The sequence below is a fragment of the Alteromonas sp. BL110 genome, from assembly GCF_003443615.1.
Lineage (GTDB): Bacteria > Pseudomonadota > Gammaproteobacteria > Enterobacterales > Alteromonadaceae > Alteromonas.
In genome coordinates this window covers 2,992,075-3,007,253 of record NZ_CP031967.1, presented here as the reverse complement: position 1 = coordinate 3,007,253, position 15,179 = coordinate 2,992,075, and the positions used below count along the sequence as shown (strand labels likewise).

Here is a 15,179-nt window from a genome sequence, read left to right as displayed (position 1 = left end):
AGGGGCTGAATTATCTTCATGCCCCTTTTCAAATTATGTTTTTTTTAAAACTGCGTAACGAATTACTCTTCGTCTATGCTGTTTTCGTAGCCTTCAGCGTCTAGTAGACCTTCTACTTCAGCCGCGTCGTCAGCTTTAATTTTGAATAGCCAACCGTCGCCATATGGGTCAGAGTTAACGAGTTCTGGTGAATCTTCTAGGTCTTCGTTTACTTCAACCACCTCACCTGAAATTGGCGCGTAAACGTCAGACGCTGCTTTTACCGATTCAGCAACACATACGTCGTCACCAGTGCTTACTGCGTCGCCAACATCTGGCAATTCAACGAAAACCATGTCGCCAAGTAAGCCTTGTGCGTGCTCAGAAATACCTACAGCGAAAACACCGTTACCTTCAGGGCGAACCCACTCGTGCGTAGCGGCATAGCGTAAATCAGTTGGGATGTTGCTCATAATCGTTCCTGTTAATCTTTGTAAACTTAAGAAGTAATTTTATAAAACACTTTTTCCATTGCGAACAAAGGAGGGCTTAACCACTTTTACTGTAACCCACTTTTTGCGCATTTCCACTTCTACTGTTTCACCAACATCACTTGGTACTCGTGCCATCGCAATTGAGTGACCTAGTGTTGGAGAGAACGTACCTGAAGTGATAACGCCTTCGCCGCTTTCTGTTTTTACTTTAAGACCGTGACGCAGCACGCCTTTTTCAGTCATCACCAAGCCTACTAGCTTGTCGGTACCCGCTTCGCGCTGCGCTTCTAATGCTTTACGCCCTACGAAGTCACGTTCTGCCGGTTCCCATGTAATTGTCCAGCCCATATTCGCAGCTAGTGGCGATACTGTTTCGTCCATATCTTGGCCGTACAGGTTCATGCCCGCTTCTAAACGAAGGGTGTCGCGTGCACCTAGGCCGCACGGCTTAACGCCCGCATCTAGTAGTGCTTGCCAGAAATTTTCCGCTTGCTCAGCTGGCACCATAATTTCATAGCCTGCTTCACCGGTATAACCTGTGGTAGCAATGAACAAGTCTTCTGCTTGTACACCAAAGAATGGCTTCATGCCCGCTACTGCTTCTTTTTGCGCTGCGCTGAACAAAGTGGCTGCTTTTTCTTTTGCGTTAGGGCCTTGTACGGCAATCATGGCAAATTCAGGGCGCTCGGTGATGGTTACGTCAAAGCCTTCTGCTTTACTCATTAACCAGTTCATGTCTTTTTCGCGCGTTGCTGAGTTAACTACTAAACGGTAGTTAGTTTCGTCGAAGTGATAAACGATAAGGTCGTCTACAACACCGCCTTCTTCGTTAAGCATGCCGCTGTATAGGGCTTTGCCTTTGTCTTTTAGTTTTGCCACGTCGTTGGCTAAAAGGTACTGAAGATACGCTTTGGCTTGCGCGCCTTTTACGTCAACAATGGTCATGTGAGACACATCAAACATACCGGCGTCTTGACGCACGGCGTGATGCTCTTCAATTTGTGAACCATAGTTAATTGGCATATCCCAGCCGAAGAAATCGACCATTTTCGCACCGGCTTCTAGGTGCTTTGCGTGTAGGGCGGTGGTACTAGACATTCCACTTACTCTTTTTAATTTGAAAGGTAGAAAACGAAATTGAGTATAGTGAGGGAACGTTTATGCAACAAATTGGAAATTTTTATCAATACATTTAAAAAGCAAATGTATTTCTGGAAAAACATGAGAAAAGCAAATATGTAAGCGTTTACCGCTCTTTTAGATAGCTCAACGAAGATCGCGACCTCGACTATCGAACCTGAAAAAACTTAATATCAGATGGTATTTAGAATGAGGGCTTACAATTTAATAGCTACCTTTTTTAAAACGTTGTTTGAGCGCTTGCTGAGCAATTGTTGAGGCCGTTGTAAGAAATATTTAAATACTGATTAGTAGCCTGTTGTAAGTTGTTCGATAACAAGTGTGTTAAACGCATACCTCGCCATTTTGCCAAACATTTGCAAGTGCGTTGTCTTCGCTTAGCTCTACGAAGTTTGCCTTTTGATCTACCGCAATACTGCCTACCCTTTCATTAATTCCCATAAACGTAGAGGGTGTTGCACTTGCCATATAGCTCGCATCTTCTAGCGAAATTCCGATGTCGTTAACGCAGTTAATAACCGCGCCGTGCATGTCTAAGCAGCTTCCTGCAAGAGTGCCGTCTGGCGTAGTAAGCTTGTTTCCTACGCGGGTAATATGCGTATCGAAAAATTCGATAACGTCTTCGTCAGCCCCTACGTGGGCCATGGCATCGGTAACCAGCATTAATTGCGATGGCCCTTTGGTTTTATAGGCAAGTTCTACGGCTTTAGGGTGCAAATGCTGATGATCGACAATAATGCCGCAGGCGTTGTTGCTTAAAAGCGCTGCGCCTACCATGCCAGGTTCACGAGAGGTAAACGGCGACATAGCGTTGTATAAATGAGTAAACCCAGTCGCGCCCGCTTCAATCGCCCTTTCAACCACTTCAAACGATGCATTAGAGTGCCCTAGCGCTACAATAACGCCTTGATTTACCAAGTCGCGAATAACATCACTCGAGGTATTTTCAGGGGCTACGGTAATCATAACCTTGCCGAGATTTTTTCGGGTATAAGTGGCAAGCTCTCTGTCGGTGAGCGGGCGAATGTATTTCGAAAGGTGTACACCTTTTTTCTCAACGCTTAAGTGCGGCCCTTCAAAATGAATACCTTCAACGCTTGGGTGGCCGCTTTCTATCGCTTCACTTACCGCATTGGCAGCGCTTTCGATAGTTGCTATGTCGTCGGTAATAAGCGTGGGGAATAATGTGGTGGTGCCAAACTTACGATGGGCTTTAGCCATTGTGCTTATGCTTTTAAACGTTGGTGCGTGATTAAACATTACGCCACCGCCACCGTTCACTTGTGTATCTATATACCCAGGAATAAGCCTGTTAGACACGCGTTCAGAAATTTTTTCGCGCTGTTTTTTTGAATTAGAAAGTGCTTCGATGTGAGTAATTACGCCCTCTTTGATCGTGAGTACTTGGTCTTTTTCCCACTTACCATTTATCAAAACGTTTTCGGCTAAAATTGTTTTCATCATTGGGCTTTCACTTTCCTAATTACGTGCGGTTGTAGCAGAGTTTTTTGCTGCTTCTAACGTTGTTTAAATCGTCGCATTTTTCGTCGCTCGTCTCATTTCTTACATCGAAATTTGCCAAGTGACCTTATGGCTTACTTGCCGTTATTGGTCATCATGTATTGCCTTAGCATACTTGATAGCGCCCTGCTCTGGCGATAGTTCACATGCTTTTAGGCGCGTACGGGTATTCTCAGAAAAATAAGGTACATACACATTGCTTAACCCACCAATTAAAGCAAGTTTATACGTATTATCACCTAGAAGCCGCTGTGCCATAGTTTCTAAGTATTCTGCCCCTTCTTTAAAGATACGAACCGCTTGGTTATTACCTTCACGTAAAAGCGGTAGCATACAGGGTGCTAAACGCGCGTAGTGATGAGTACTAAACCCAGCACATTTAGCCACAATCTCATCGGCATTTGAGGTACCAAGCTCTGCATATACTTTTTTGGCGAGGCCATCAGGGCTTCGAATATTGTCTATACATAGTAAGGTGTGCTGAATAGCTTTTAAACCCAGCCAAGCGCCACTGGCAAAGTCGCCGACAGGAAAACCGTGCCCACCTAAGTCTGTAAACTTATCCTTATTGAATACGGTGCCAGCCGAGCCCGTACCCACAATAATTACTGCTCCGGGCTTGCCGTTGTGAGCGCCTACGCAGGCAGCATGTAAATCACTTAGTATATAAAGCGAGTGAAAGGGGTGCGCCCAGGTTTCAAAGCGCGTTTTCGCGGATGTAATATTAGCGCCAGCAAGACCGGCTGCTACTACGCATTGTGACACTGTGATAGGTGTTATGGAGGCATCACTGCTTTGTGAAGCTAAAAAGACGTTGGCAGATTCAATAGCCTTTTCTACTCCATCCAATATAGAGGTTTTAGCAAGTTCTGCGTTTCGCATTATATTAGCGGGGCCGCTAATGCCCTCACCTAGCTGCGTGCCGTTCTTATCTTGTAGTATGACTCTGCACTTAGTACCGCCGCCATCTATACCGATAAAATACAGATCAGAGTTCATTACGTGTTCTCGTAGTTAACATCATTCATTACATACCTAGCCAGCACATCGTTTTGCGCAGGTAACTCACTTTAAATGCTCAACACTTCTTAAATCGACACGCTGATTTAAATTTTTTAAAAGCGCCGTTAGAGCGTAACTGTTTGCTGCTATTAGTTAATTATCGTATCGATATTTACTTGCTAAAGCCTATCACAATTGCGCTTAGCTTAACCTAGTTTGCTACGTTTGTTAGCTTGAATTCGTGAATTCATAAACGTGAGTACGCTTACTCTACATTGACGTGCGGTACTTAATAGGGCGTATTCACGCTCGCTTTTATACAGCTAACAACGTAAATCTTATCTAAGTTGAGAATATGGGCTTTCAGTGCCATACATTTACAAATACAATAACAAAGGGCACTTACATTAATAAACCTGATAGATATGAAACAGCTTTCTCTAGATACCTTACGCACCTTTGTTAGTGTTATTGAGCTTGGTGGCTATGCAAAGGCCGGCGACTTTTTGGGTCGCTCTCAACCTGCTATTAGTTTGCAAATCAAAAAGCTTGAATCGCAGCTAGACAGAAAGCTGTTCACCAAAGTAGGTCAACGCCATGTACCTAGCGCCGATGGAAACTGGCTTTACCCAAAAGCGAAAGAGCTTCTAGAGCTTAACGACAATATCTTTAGAAGCCTTACTCCTGCGCCACTAAGCGGCAGATTACGTTTAGGTATTCCAAATGAATTTGCCTCTACTCTATTACCGGGCTTAATTGGTGAGTTTTCAAAGCGCTATCCAGATGTATCGTTAGAGGTTACATCGGCGTTAAGTCGCGATCTGCTTCACCCGTCTCAGCGAGATCACTTCGATTTAATATTGGCACTGGTGAACCCAGATGAACAAACCGAGGGAGAAGTAGTAATAGAGGATGATGTGGTTTGGGTAGGTGATACCTCTCACCCTTTGGTAGGAAACAATATACCACTGGTGCTAGCGCCAGATGGCTGTATGTATAGAAGCCGGGTGATTGAACAGCTAAAGCAGCAAACCTTCGCTTGGAAAATTAGTTACACCAACGCCGATTTAGGCGGTTTAGTTGCCGCCATTCAACAAGGGCTTGGTGTTACAGCATTAGCAAAATCAAGCTTACCGGCAAATTTAGCAGTACTAAACCACCCGCACCTGCCCAAGCTAGGAAAGGTCAACATCTGCCTGTTTAATCAAGACACCCAGCACCCAGTTATCAGCAAAACCCTCGCAGAATTTTTCAAAGTGCGCCTAACGCAATAAAAAAGGGGTCAGAGTAAAAAAGGGGTCAGAGTACTTTTTCTGCCCCACCGCTTCTATTCTAGTTAACGCTAGCCATCATTTGTGATGGTGTCGATAAGCTCAGCAAGCACAGTCTCTGCTTTACTAGTTTCAACTTGGCAGGTACCCGCATTCATGTGGCCGCCGCCACCATACTTCAAACACAGTTCACCCACATTGGTGTTAGAGCTACGATTTGTAATGGACTTACCAATTGCAAACACCACGTTCTGCTTTTTAAGCCCCCACATTTTGTGGATAGAAATGTTGCAGTCTGGGTACATGGCATAAATAACGAAGCGGTTCGTGGCGTAAATAGTCTCTTCTTCGGTTAAATCGAGTACCACAAGGTTATCGTGTACGGTAGAGCACTTAGCAATTTGCGCCTTCGCCATTTCATTGTGCTCGTGGTACAAACTCACGCGCTCGGCCACGTCTTCCATTTGCAGTATTTCTTCAATGCTGTGGTCTTTACACGCATCAATCAGCTTCATCATTAGCTGATAGTTCGAGATTTTAAAGTCTCTGAAACGACCAAGCCCAGTACGCGCGTCCATAATGAAATTCATAAGCACCCAGTCGGTAGGCTCTAAAATTTCTTCTTTTGAAAACTGCGCTGAGTCGCCTTTATCTACCGCGTCCATCATATCTACTGAGATATTAGGAAATTTCTCGGCTCCACCGTAATAATCATACACTACTCGAGCGGCTGACGGTGCTTCTGGGTCGATAATATGATTCTCGATATCGCTAGCGTTTCGTACGGTTTCACTAAGGTGGTGATCAAAGGCTAAATGGCAGCCTTCTACGTAAGGCAAGTTAGTTGTAATGTCGTTTTCAGCGATGTCTATTTTGCCGTCCTGCATGTCTTTAGGGTGCACAAACAAAATATCATCAATCATGTCTAAGTCTTTCAGTAATACTGCGCATACTAGCCCGTCAAAATCACTTCGGGTAACTAATCTAAACTTTCGTTCTGACATCACGTGTTTCCTTTATTAACGATTATCAGGTAAGTGTAACAGCTAGTAAAAATTTTGAGAGATTACCTATATAGATTTTGATTACAAAGTCGTAAAACGCGACAAAAGTATAACTAAAGACCTGATTACTCGAACGTTTACTTACTTCACTATTCCCAACGGCAATTAGAAGATGAGCGACTGACCTTGTGTGGCTAGTATGAAATTAAAGCCTAATTTATTAGCCTGCTCTAGCTCTTTTGATATGACAGAACGTGGGTTTTCTCCTGCTTTTAAACTGTACTTGATGTGGCTTATCACAATATTTATGTCTGGAATCTGGCTTTTATCTTCAACTAGTTTGTAAAAGCGAGTAAGTTCTTGCATTAACCACTTAGGCGTAAGGTGTCCGAACAGTAGATTGTCAGGGCAACTGTTATCAAAAGACACTTCAATAACCATACCTCTTAGCGTTTTGCTTCGCATTTGCTGTGCGAGGTAGCGCCATATTACGCCCAGCTTTCCTTCTTTCTCGACATCGTCGGTGCCAGTATCACCAAAATAAACAAACATATCGTCGCCACTTTCAATAACAAAAGCCGTCGATTCTAAAGGGTGGCTTAAACTAAAGGGCGTTACCGTTAAATTGGTGCCTTCGATGCTAGTAGAATGTTTCGGTGCCAAATCGACAACATCGTATTTGTTTAGCTTTGGCTCTAAGCCTCGATTCGTAAAGTTTGCCCATGCCTGCCAATTAAAGTAGGTCGCCCCCATGGTGTCGTTTACTGACTTTAAGGCATATATGGGTTTATTGTTATCATCTGGTGAAGCCACGAGTAACCCTGCTACATGGTCAAGGTGACCATGGCTAATCAAGTATGCAGCAACGTGATTATGCAGTATATTGCCGTTAGCTCGCAGGTTATCGTCGGGCTTGCTTTTTAAATTGTCAAAAGCCCCTTCTTCCAGCGCAACATCAATGCCATTAACAATGCTTCCTGCGTCTAGGGCAACATAGCGTTCCTCTTCTAAACTTCTCAGTAAAAATGCGCTCAAATTGCCGTCTTTAATACCGCCTGTATCGCCTAATGTAACAAGTTGAAATGCAGGCGCAACGCTTCTTTTGCTTGCTTCAATGGCAGTGTCGTATTCCTTTTCACTGTCTTTCACTGATACAGTGCTGCAAGCGCTTAGCGCTGAGAAAATCAAAAAGCCAAATATATATTTCAAAATTTCTTTATCCCCAAAAAAAATATCTATTTCTTAGGCCTTTGAAAGCTGAGCAAAAAAAGGAAAAATTACAGAACATCAAGCCCACATCACCATAATAGCGGCAACGCCAATTAAGAGCAGCCCAATAATTTCGCGTTTTGTAACTGCATTTTTTAGCCAGTAATGTGAGAGTACCAAGGTAAGCAACACCTCTAACTGCCCAAGTGTTTTTACCAGCGCAACATGCTGTAGTGCCATGGCCGTGAACCAACAAATTGAGCCCAAACAACTTACCGTGCTAATCGCTAGCACCTGCTTTCTAGCGCTTATTAATTGCTTAAATACAAATGGTTTAGTTAGCGTAATATAACCACTTAAAGCTGCCGCCTGAACGCAAAGTACCCATAAAAGAACCCAAGCTGCTGCAAGGGTGTGTTGTATATTAAGTATATGGCTAGCTTCACGCACTAATAAAGACGTGAGAGCAAAACAGGTGCCACAGGCAAGACCAAGCAACATAGTTTTTAAACTAATGCCTTGAAGCCTATTCCCACTGCTTAATACAAATACAGCAACACCGCCTATGACTATGCCAGCCCACCCAAGGGGTGTTAAGTAACTGCCAAAAAAGAGCATGCCTACCACTCCCGCCACTAAAGCTTCACTTTTTGCCAAGCCTGCTCCAATAGCGAAGTTTTTTTGCTTAAACAAAATCACCATAAGTGAGGTGGCCGCTATTTGAAGTAGGGAAGCGCACAAGATCACTGCGATAAATGAGCCCGTAAATTGCGGCAGCTTGCTGGTACTACTGCTATAGAGAATAAGCAAATAAACAAGGGCTATGGGCGGAGCCAAGATAAAGCGTGATAGCGTAACACCTGAGGTGTTAACTGAACTACTTAGTTTGCTTTGCAGCGCATTGCGCACGGTTTGCATGATTACCGCGCCCAATGTGAATAAGACCCAACTCATTAGCGTCGCACTACCTTGAAATTCGTATTTTAACCTACCGTTTTAGCGTGTTTTAGTATCGTTAGTTTCGCTACCAGACAACGCCTGTAGACGCTTTGCTTTGAAGTCACTTTCGCGCTTCCAATAAGGCCATACATCACCTTGGGCATAATGAGTAAGCATGGTTCCAATAAGAGATAGGTCTTGTTTTACGCCACCTAATGTCCAGCTTTGAAGATAGTCATCGTCTGCTTTGTGGTAGCGTTTAGCGATAAAGCTTGGGTCGGTATCGCCTAAGCTCATAAACAAAATAGAGGGAACGCCCTGTTTGGCAAGTGCGAAATGATCAGAGCGGAAGAACAGGCCATTTTGAGGGCGCGGGTCCATCTTAACGGTTCGCCCCTGTAACGCTGCTGCCGTCGCTAAATCATCTTCAATAGATAGATAGCCTTCGCCATACTGCAAGATATAATCCACATCATCGTTTACATTCATGCCGTCGATATTTAAAAATGCTACCATGCTCTTGGTGGGTACAGGTGGGTTATTGGCAAAATAGTCAGCTCCCAACAAACCGGTTTCCTCTGCGGTAAACGCACTGAACATTATAGTTCGAGAGAATGCTTTTTCCGTTTTTGTAAGCGCGTCGGCAAGGGTTAATACACCCGCTGTGCCTGACGCATTATCTACCGCACCATTGTAGATGGTGGTTTTGCCGTTCTTCTCCACTTTACCAAGGTGGTCCCAATGCGCGTGCAGCATTACCCACTCTTCTGGCTTTGAGGTGCCTTCTATAATACCGGCAACATTCTGCGATTCAGCATGCTCGATAGCATTGGTGAATTTTAGTGAAGCTTTGGTGTTTAAAGAGATAGGCGTGAAGCCGGGCTTGGATGCTTTTCTTTTAAGCTCGCCGTAATCTGAGCCGGCTTTTTCAAAAATCTCCCTGGCAGCATTAAGATGAAGCCAACCCATCACGCCTACTTGTGACGCATTATTGTTGCCATCAACTAAGCTGAACTTGGTATTAGAATTTGAGTTTTCAACAACGCCCCAGCCGTAGCCAGCAGGCATGGTTTCATGAACAATGAAAACAGCTTCTGCGCCTTGCCTAGCGGCTTCTTCGTATTTGTATGTCCAACGACCGTAATAGGTCATGGCATTGCCTTGAAAAAGGTTTGGATCTTTAGAAGCAAAACCTGGGTCGTTTACCAGCATTACGACCGTTTTTCCTTTAACATCAAGGCCGGCGTAATCATCCCAGTTGTACTCGGGCGCGTTTACACCGTATCCCACAAAGATCAGCTCACTATCAGTTAGTGAGTATTCATTTACTATACGTTGTGTTCGAGCAGTAAATTCGCTTCCCGCTTCAAAAGAAAGGTCGCCAATACTTAATGAACTCATGTCACTAGGCGTAATTTTCGCGAGAGGAACCGCTTGAGTATAGCTTTCACCAAAAGCTGGTTTCAGCCCTAACTTTTTATACTTTGCCACCAAGTATTCTACGGTTTTCTTCTCGCCTTCTGATAACGGCCCTCGCCCTTCAAACTCATCACTAGCCAGGGTTTTAACATGCTCGCGATAAACGCCTAAATTAATAGGAACGTTACCAAGCTTCATCTTCTCACTTGTTAGCGTTGCCAAAGATGCTTCACCAGCGTTTTTGATAGTAGTTTCTGCATTCGCTAAGCTAATAGAAAGAGCAGTGGTAAATAGAGAGGCGTAAGCGAAAGACAAGACTCGAAAAGGTTTGAAAAGAGAAATAGTCATAAACCGTTGGTACAAATAAAAAAGGATACCGAAGAGTATCCTTTACCGCTAACTATCTCAACGCCAAGAATGGGGTCAGAGTACATTACTTAGCTTTGCTCAGCGTAAAATCGAAATAATGTACTCTGACCCCATTATTGAAGCTGTGAAATGTACTCTGCCCCCATTATTTTTTGGGTTTAAAGGCCCATGGCGTGGCTGACGAAAGCGTTTTTGATGGTTGTGAGTTTGTCTGTGGCTGAAAGCCCTATGCCGCGAACTAGCTTTTTGAGCGGGTCGTTGCCGTCAAATAAGAATTTGAAGCCGTCCATTGCAGCTATCATTTTTGTGGCTTCTGTTTTACGGCTTCGCTCGTAGCTTCTAAGGTGCTTGTATAAACCGATATCTTTACCAGCAGCGCTTAGACTGATTAGTGACTCGGCCAGCGCGAGGGCGTCTTGCATTCCGAGGTTTGCTCCCTGCCCGGCTAGCGGGTGAATGGTATGCGCAGCATCGCCCACTAACACCACCCCATCTTTGGCCCATTGCCTTGCATAGCGCATGGTTAATGGAAACGCGGCGCGCTCGGTTTCAAGCGAAATAGTGCCTAGAACGCTATTACTTGCGGCGGTTAACGCATGGCAAAAAGCGTTATCATCCAACGCCATCAGCGCGCTTGCTTGCTCTGGCGTTTGCGACCAGACAATCGAGCAGACATTTGGTTCAGCCATTGGAAGAAGCGCTAGCGGGCCTGTGGGCGTAAACGCTTGTCGCGCCACATTGTTGTGCGACTCGTCGGTTTTGATATTAGCTACAATAGCTGTGTGCTCATAATCTTTAAAGGTAATGGGCAAGCCAGCTTGCTTCCTTACAAAAGAGTTAGCGCCGTCTGCGCCAACAAGCAATCTGCAGCTTAGCACGTCGTCGTTGTCTAGCATCAGCATGGTTTGATTCGGGCCAGCTAATACTCTATCAATACTCGCAGTAATCAACTCTACATTAGGCTGCGCTTCCACAGCTTTAGACAGTGCATTAACTAAAGCTTGATTCTCTACAATCACACCAAGTGTATCGCTACCCATCTCGTCACATGAAAAATGTATATCACCAAAGCTGTCTTTGTCCCACACATGCATTGCAGTGTACGGGTTGGCGCGGTCTTGTTGTAAATGGGGCCACACATCAAACTGTTGCAGCGCTTTAATATTAGCCTGATTGATTGCGCTAACACGCGCCGTCGGCTTATCTGCAAGTGCCTGATAGCAAGATGACTTGTCGATAATCGCTACATTTAGTTCACTGTTCTTGAGCGCAGCGGCTAGGGTTAACCCTACAATTCCGCCACCCACTATTGCTATATCAACATGCTGCATTGTTATCTCTATTTCCGTGTGGTGTTACGCCATAACCCGTGGTGTGCTTTACAAAGGTTTTCTTCACTTGCGGCATCATGCTTAATGCAAGTAAGGAAACATTTCTGCCTATAACGGTAGGAAAATACTGGTTGGAGAAAGTTCGCACTAAGGTATCGGTAAGTGCAATCGTGTTGTCGCGATCTTTTTTACGTTCGTTCGCATAGCGTTGAACGATAGCAAAAGCGCCAGCGTCAAAGTCAGCGCCACCTTCCGCTTGCTTTTTTTGAGCGTTTTCTTGCGTAACCCCTCGCGACATAGAAAGCTCAGATACAGCACTTTTTAGTACAGACTCTCTTTTCAATACGGACTCTCTTTTTAGTACAGATACTAAGGCACTCAAATCGCGTAAGCCCAAATTGAACCCCTGCCCCGCTATAGGATGTAGCGCCTGCGCAGAATTCCCCACCACTACCGTTCGGTGGCTGGTGACTTGCTGCGCTTTAGTAAGCGCCAATGGATAGCTAGCCGTATTACTCACTCTTAGTATTTTGCCCTGACGATAACCGAAAGCTTGTTGAAGCGCGTTAATAAACGATGCTTTATCCATTTCCATAAGTGTTTTAGCGGCTTGTGTTTCTAACGTCCATACCACTGAAAAACCATTGCCATTTGCTTTTACGCCGTTAATCTCACTATCAAAGGGTAAAAAAGCAAGGGGGCCAGAATCGGTAAAGCGTTCGTACGCTTTGTTTTCATGAGGCATTTGCGTATGCACGTTAAATACGATGGCGGTTTGGTGATAATCACTGACTGTTTTGGTAATACCCACACGCTCGGCTAAACCTGAACGACCACCATCTGCAAGTATCAGCAACTTAGTGGTTAGTACATCTCCACTATCTAGCAAAACGTCTACATGGTCGCGGTGCTGTTCAACGCCGGTCACTTTTGCAGGCGCTATGTGCTGATACGCTGTACTTGCATTTGCAGCTAGGCGGGTGAGTGCACTTAAACTTACTACCTGGCCAAACGCGTCGATGTGATAATCTAGGCTATGCAGGTTTAAAAGGCCAAGGTGTCCCTTATCGCTAACTTCTATCTGCTTTATTTTGGGAGGTAGTTCGCCGTTGTGCTGTTTTGCTAAATCATCGAGGCTTAAACCAACATCGGCTAATTCGTTAACCGTACGCCTTGCTAACGCAATAACTCGTGTATCGGTAAACGGGTTAAAATCGTTGAGGGTGGGGTTAGTTTCTTTTGGATCTGCAGCGTCAATCAGTGCGACACTTAATCCGCTATTTTTACCTTCAGCTTTTTCAAAAGAAATGTTCTCTGAAAGTGCTTTAGCAAGCACGGTCCCTACAATCCCACCACCGATAATAACTACATCAACCGCTGCTGATTCCACTATATTTGTCTTCCCGTCGCTTTAGCTCTAGCGCTTTTTTGTTGTTCTAATTTTTCGCCATTAGTGATTCGATTTCATCAATCTCTTTAGGCACTTCAGAGGTCAGAATTTCTACGCCCGACGCTGTAATAACCGCATCGTCCTCAATACGCACACCTATACTCTTGTACTTTTCAGGCGCTTCACTGTCTTGACTGATATAGATACCGGGCTCTACCGTTATAACCATTCCAGGCTTCAATGGGCGGTCCTCGCCGTCAATCTTATAGTTACCGACATCGTGCACATCAAGTCCTAGGAAGTGACCTAACCCATGCATATAAAACTGGCGCCAGCTTTCGTTCTCAAGATTCTCTGCCACACTACCTTCTAAAACACCAAGGTCAACTAAACCTTGGGTAATAATTTCCACGCTGTGAAGCATTGCTTCAGAAAGCGTTACGCCGGGCGCTAACATATCCAGTACGCTTTTTTGCGCTTTTAATACAACGCTGTAAATTTCGCGCTGAGCGTGACTGAACTTACCATTTGCAGGAAACGTTCGGGTAATGTCTGCAGCATAGCCTTGATATTCAGCACCGGCATCGATCAAGATCAAATCACCGTCATTTACCTGTGCATTGTTTTGTGTGTAATGCAAAATACAAGCATTATCACCGCTTCCTACAATAGTGCTGTAGGCCGGAGAACGGGCCCCCGCCATGGCAAACTCGTGGTGAATTTCGGCTTCTAGTTGATACTCGTAACATCCAGGCGCAGCAAATTTCATAGCCCGTTTATGAGCTCGGGCACTTATGTCACCCGCCGCTTTCATCATTGCCACTTCACAGGCAGACTTAAACAGTCGCATTTCATGCAGTTGGGGGCGTAAATCGTGTACCGCGCTAGGCGCTAATGATTCTTTTGGCGCTTCACGCAAAGTATTAAGGGCTTCAGTAAATAGTCGGTCGTGACGTTCGTTATGACCTAAAGCAAAATACACATTATCTTGACCTTGAATGGACGCCAACAAGGCCTCTTCTAATTCATGCGTATTAAACGCTTCATCTAGGCTAAATCGGGAAAGCGCAGCTTCAGCACCGACTCGCTTACCGTGCCAAATTTCAGCGCTTTTGTCTTTTTCCTGAACCACCATAGCCCGATAACTCTCGCCGTAACGAGGATGATTAGACAATATTAACCATGCATCAGGCTCTTCAAACCCCGTTAAATACCAAAAGTCGCTGTCTTGCCTAAAGATATACTCGGTGTCTCGGCTTCGCGTTACTAACCCCGCGGCAGGCACTATACACACACTGTTTGGTTGACACTGTGCCAGCAGCCTGTCTTGTCTGGCAATAAACTCTTGAGCGCTAATCATAAACAAGGAAACCCTAAATAAATCAATGCAAAGTAAACTGCGTAAAAAGTCGCTATATTTTACTTTTCTCTAATTATTAGTGTACGGATGGCGTGTCTTGTTGATCATCAAGAAGTGATTGACCAAGTTCACTGAAGCATAAAATAGCTGAGATTTTCACGTACTCTTCCACTTCAAAGAGCGCTTTTTCAGATTCTTCATCAGCATCCATCGGTTCTTCCATACGAGAAATATCAGAGAAATCTTCAAGGGCTTCTTTGACATCGTCAGAACACTGCACTAAATCTTGCTGGTGTAAACCAAAACCAAGCATAAAGCCCTGCACCCAGTTAATAAGCGCAGCACCCCGGTCGTTAATAGGCGCGTGGTCTTCTGGAAGCAATAAGCTAAGCGCAAATTCAGGCTCTAACAACTGCTGACAGGTTTGATTGAAAAGCGTATTGAGGAGATGTTGAATTTGATCGCTAAACGCATCACCTTGATTGATGGTTTCACTTAGGGCTTCCAACCACTTTTGATCGGTCAGTGACATGCCACCACAAAGCATTCCGGTCAGAATGCCGTGCACTTCTGCCGCATCTACAATGATACTTTGCTGTGACAATTTATTAGTTACGCTATCGTAATCGAGCTGTTTTTCCACGATTCGTTCTCTTTATTTAAGATGAGTTGAGATTTCACAGCCCTTTTCGATTTGGCCGTTACTCCGTGATGGCGTTAATACTAGCAAAAATCAATATACAAAGCCTAC

General features: G+C 44.6%; 13 protein-coding genes. 1 reads left to right on the top strand and 12 read right to left on the bottom strand.

Translation table 11 applies throughout. The annotated features are described in order from the left end of the window. Positions 1-62: 62 nt before the first annotated feature. The 4 genes from gcvH to D1814_RS12960 form a co-directional block, all read right to left on the bottom strand. A complete protein-coding gene (gene gcvH, locus D1814_RS12975; RefSeq protein WP_118492906.1) occupies positions 63-452 on the bottom strand; it encodes a glycine cleavage system protein GcvH in 390 nt (129 codons plus the stop codon). Positions 453-491: 39 nt separating this feature from the next. After that, positions 492-1,571: a glycine cleavage system aminomethyltransferase GcvT gene (gcvT, locus tag D1814_RS12970; RefSeq protein ID WP_118492904.1), complete on the bottom strand. Its 1,080-nt coding sequence runs from the start codon at positions 1,569-1,571 to the stop codon at positions 492-494. Positions 1,572-1,937: 366 nt separating this feature from the next. Further along, a complete protein-coding gene (nagA, locus tag D1814_RS12965) occupies positions 1,938-3,074 on the bottom strand; it encodes an N-acetylglucosamine-6-phosphate deacetylase (RefSeq protein WP_118495387.1) in 1,137 nt (378 codons plus the stop codon). A 144-nt stretch (positions 3,075-3,218) separates the two neighbouring features. Further along, positions 3,219-4,133, bottom strand: coding sequence for a BadF/BadG/BcrA/BcrD ATPase family protein (locus D1814_RS12960; protein WP_118492902.1), 915 nt, complete (start codon positions 4,131-4,133; stop codon positions 3,219-3,221). 428 nt (positions 4,134-4,561) lie between these two features. On the opposite strand from D1814_RS12960, the gene D1814_RS12955 reads away from it, so the two are divergent. Then, positions 4,562-5,410: a LysR family transcriptional regulator gene (locus D1814_RS12955; RefSeq protein ID WP_025256097.1), complete on the top strand. Its 849-nt coding sequence runs from the start codon at positions 4,562-4,564 to the stop codon at positions 5,408-5,410. A 68-nt stretch (positions 5,411-5,478) separates the two neighbouring features. On the opposite strand, the gene D1814_RS12950 is transcribed toward D1814_RS12955, so the two are convergent. From D1814_RS12950 to D1814_RS12915, 8 genes are all read right to left on the bottom strand, one after another. Beyond that, positions 5,479-6,411, bottom strand: a complete 933-nt coding sequence (locus D1814_RS12950) for an exopolyphosphatase (RefSeq protein ID WP_118492900.1) — start codon at positions 6,409-6,411, stop codon at positions 5,479-5,481. A 165-nt stretch (positions 6,412-6,576) separates the two neighbouring features. Then, on the bottom strand, positions 6,577-7,620 hold the full coding sequence (locus D1814_RS12945; RefSeq protein ID WP_232368878.1) for an MBL fold metallo-hydrolase: 1,044 nt from the start codon (positions 7,618-7,620) through the stop codon (positions 6,577-6,579). Positions 7,621-7,698: 78 nt separating this feature from the next. After that, entirely contained in the window at positions 7,699-8,574 is an 876-nt protein-coding gene (locus D1814_RS12940; protein ID WP_118492898.1) for a DMT family transporter, read from the bottom strand. 42 nt (positions 8,575-8,616) lie between these two features. Then, complete coding sequence (locus D1814_RS12935; protein WP_162889859.1) at positions 8,617-10,176, bottom strand: M28 family metallopeptidase; 1,560 nt, start codon at positions 10,174-10,176, stop codon at positions 8,617-8,619. A 329-nt stretch (positions 10,177-10,505) separates the two neighbouring features. Continuing rightward, positions 10,506-11,678, bottom strand: coding sequence for an FAD-dependent monooxygenase (locus tag D1814_RS12930; RefSeq protein ID WP_118492894.1), 1,173 nt, complete (start codon positions 11,676-11,678; stop codon positions 10,506-10,508). Continuing rightward, on the bottom strand, positions 11,665-13,071 hold the full coding sequence (locus D1814_RS12925) for an FAD-dependent monooxygenase (protein ID WP_118492892.1): 1,407 nt from the start codon (positions 13,069-13,071) through the stop codon (positions 11,665-11,667). Before D1814_RS12925 ends, D1814_RS12930 begins: the two co-directional genes overlap by 14 nt. A gap of 43 nt (positions 13,072-13,114) precedes the next feature. Next, positions 13,115-14,428 (bottom strand): Xaa-Pro aminopeptidase, encoded by a 1,314-nt coding sequence (pepP, locus tag D1814_RS12920; protein WP_118492890.1) that lies wholly within the window; start codon positions 14,426-14,428, stop codon positions 13,115-13,117. A 76-nt stretch (positions 14,429-14,504) separates the two neighbouring features. Then, a complete protein-coding gene (locus D1814_RS12915) occupies positions 14,505-15,071 on the bottom strand; it encodes a UPF0149 family protein (protein WP_118492888.1) in 567 nt (188 codons plus the stop codon). Between the last annotated feature and the right edge of the window lie 108 nt (positions 15,072-15,179).

Excerpts from the sequence above, each read along its gene's own strand:
- gcvH (WP_118492906.1), bottom strand. The coding sequence starts at position 452 with ATGAGCAACATCCCAACTGATTTACGCTATGCCGCTACGCACGAGTGG.
- gcvT (WP_118492904.1), bottom strand. The coding sequence starts at position 1,571 with ATGTCTAGTACCACCGCCCTACACGCAAAGCACCTAGAAGCCGGTGCG.
- nagA (WP_118495387.1), bottom strand. The coding sequence starts at position 3,074 with ATGAAAACAATTTTAGCCGAAAACGTTTTGATAAATGGTAAGTGGGAA.
- D1814_RS12960 (WP_118492902.1), bottom strand. The coding sequence starts at position 4,133 with ATGAACTCTGATCTGTATTTTATCGGTATAGATGGCGGCGGTACTAAG.
- D1814_RS12955 (WP_025256097.1), top strand. The coding sequence starts at position 4,562 with ATGAAACAGCTTTCTCTAGATACCTTACGCACCTTTGTTAGTGTTATT.
- D1814_RS12950 (WP_118492900.1), bottom strand. The coding sequence starts at position 6,411 with ATGTCAGAACGAAAGTTTAGATTAGTTACCCGAAGTGATTTTGACGGG.
- D1814_RS12940 (WP_118492898.1), bottom strand. The coding sequence starts at position 8,574 with ATGAGTTGGGTCTTATTCACATTGGGCGCGGTAATCATGCAAACCGTG.
- D1814_RS12935 (WP_162889859.1), bottom strand. The coding sequence starts at position 10,176 with ATGAAGCTTGGTAACGTTCCTATTAATTTAGGCGTTTATCGCGAGCAT.
- D1814_RS12930 (WP_118492894.1), bottom strand. The coding sequence starts at position 11,678 with ATGCAGCATGTTGATATAGCAATAGTGGGTGGCGGAATTGTAGGGTTA.
- pepP (WP_118492890.1), bottom strand. The coding sequence starts at position 14,428 with ATGATTAGCGCTCAAGAGTTTATTGCCAGACAAGACAGGCTGCTGGCA.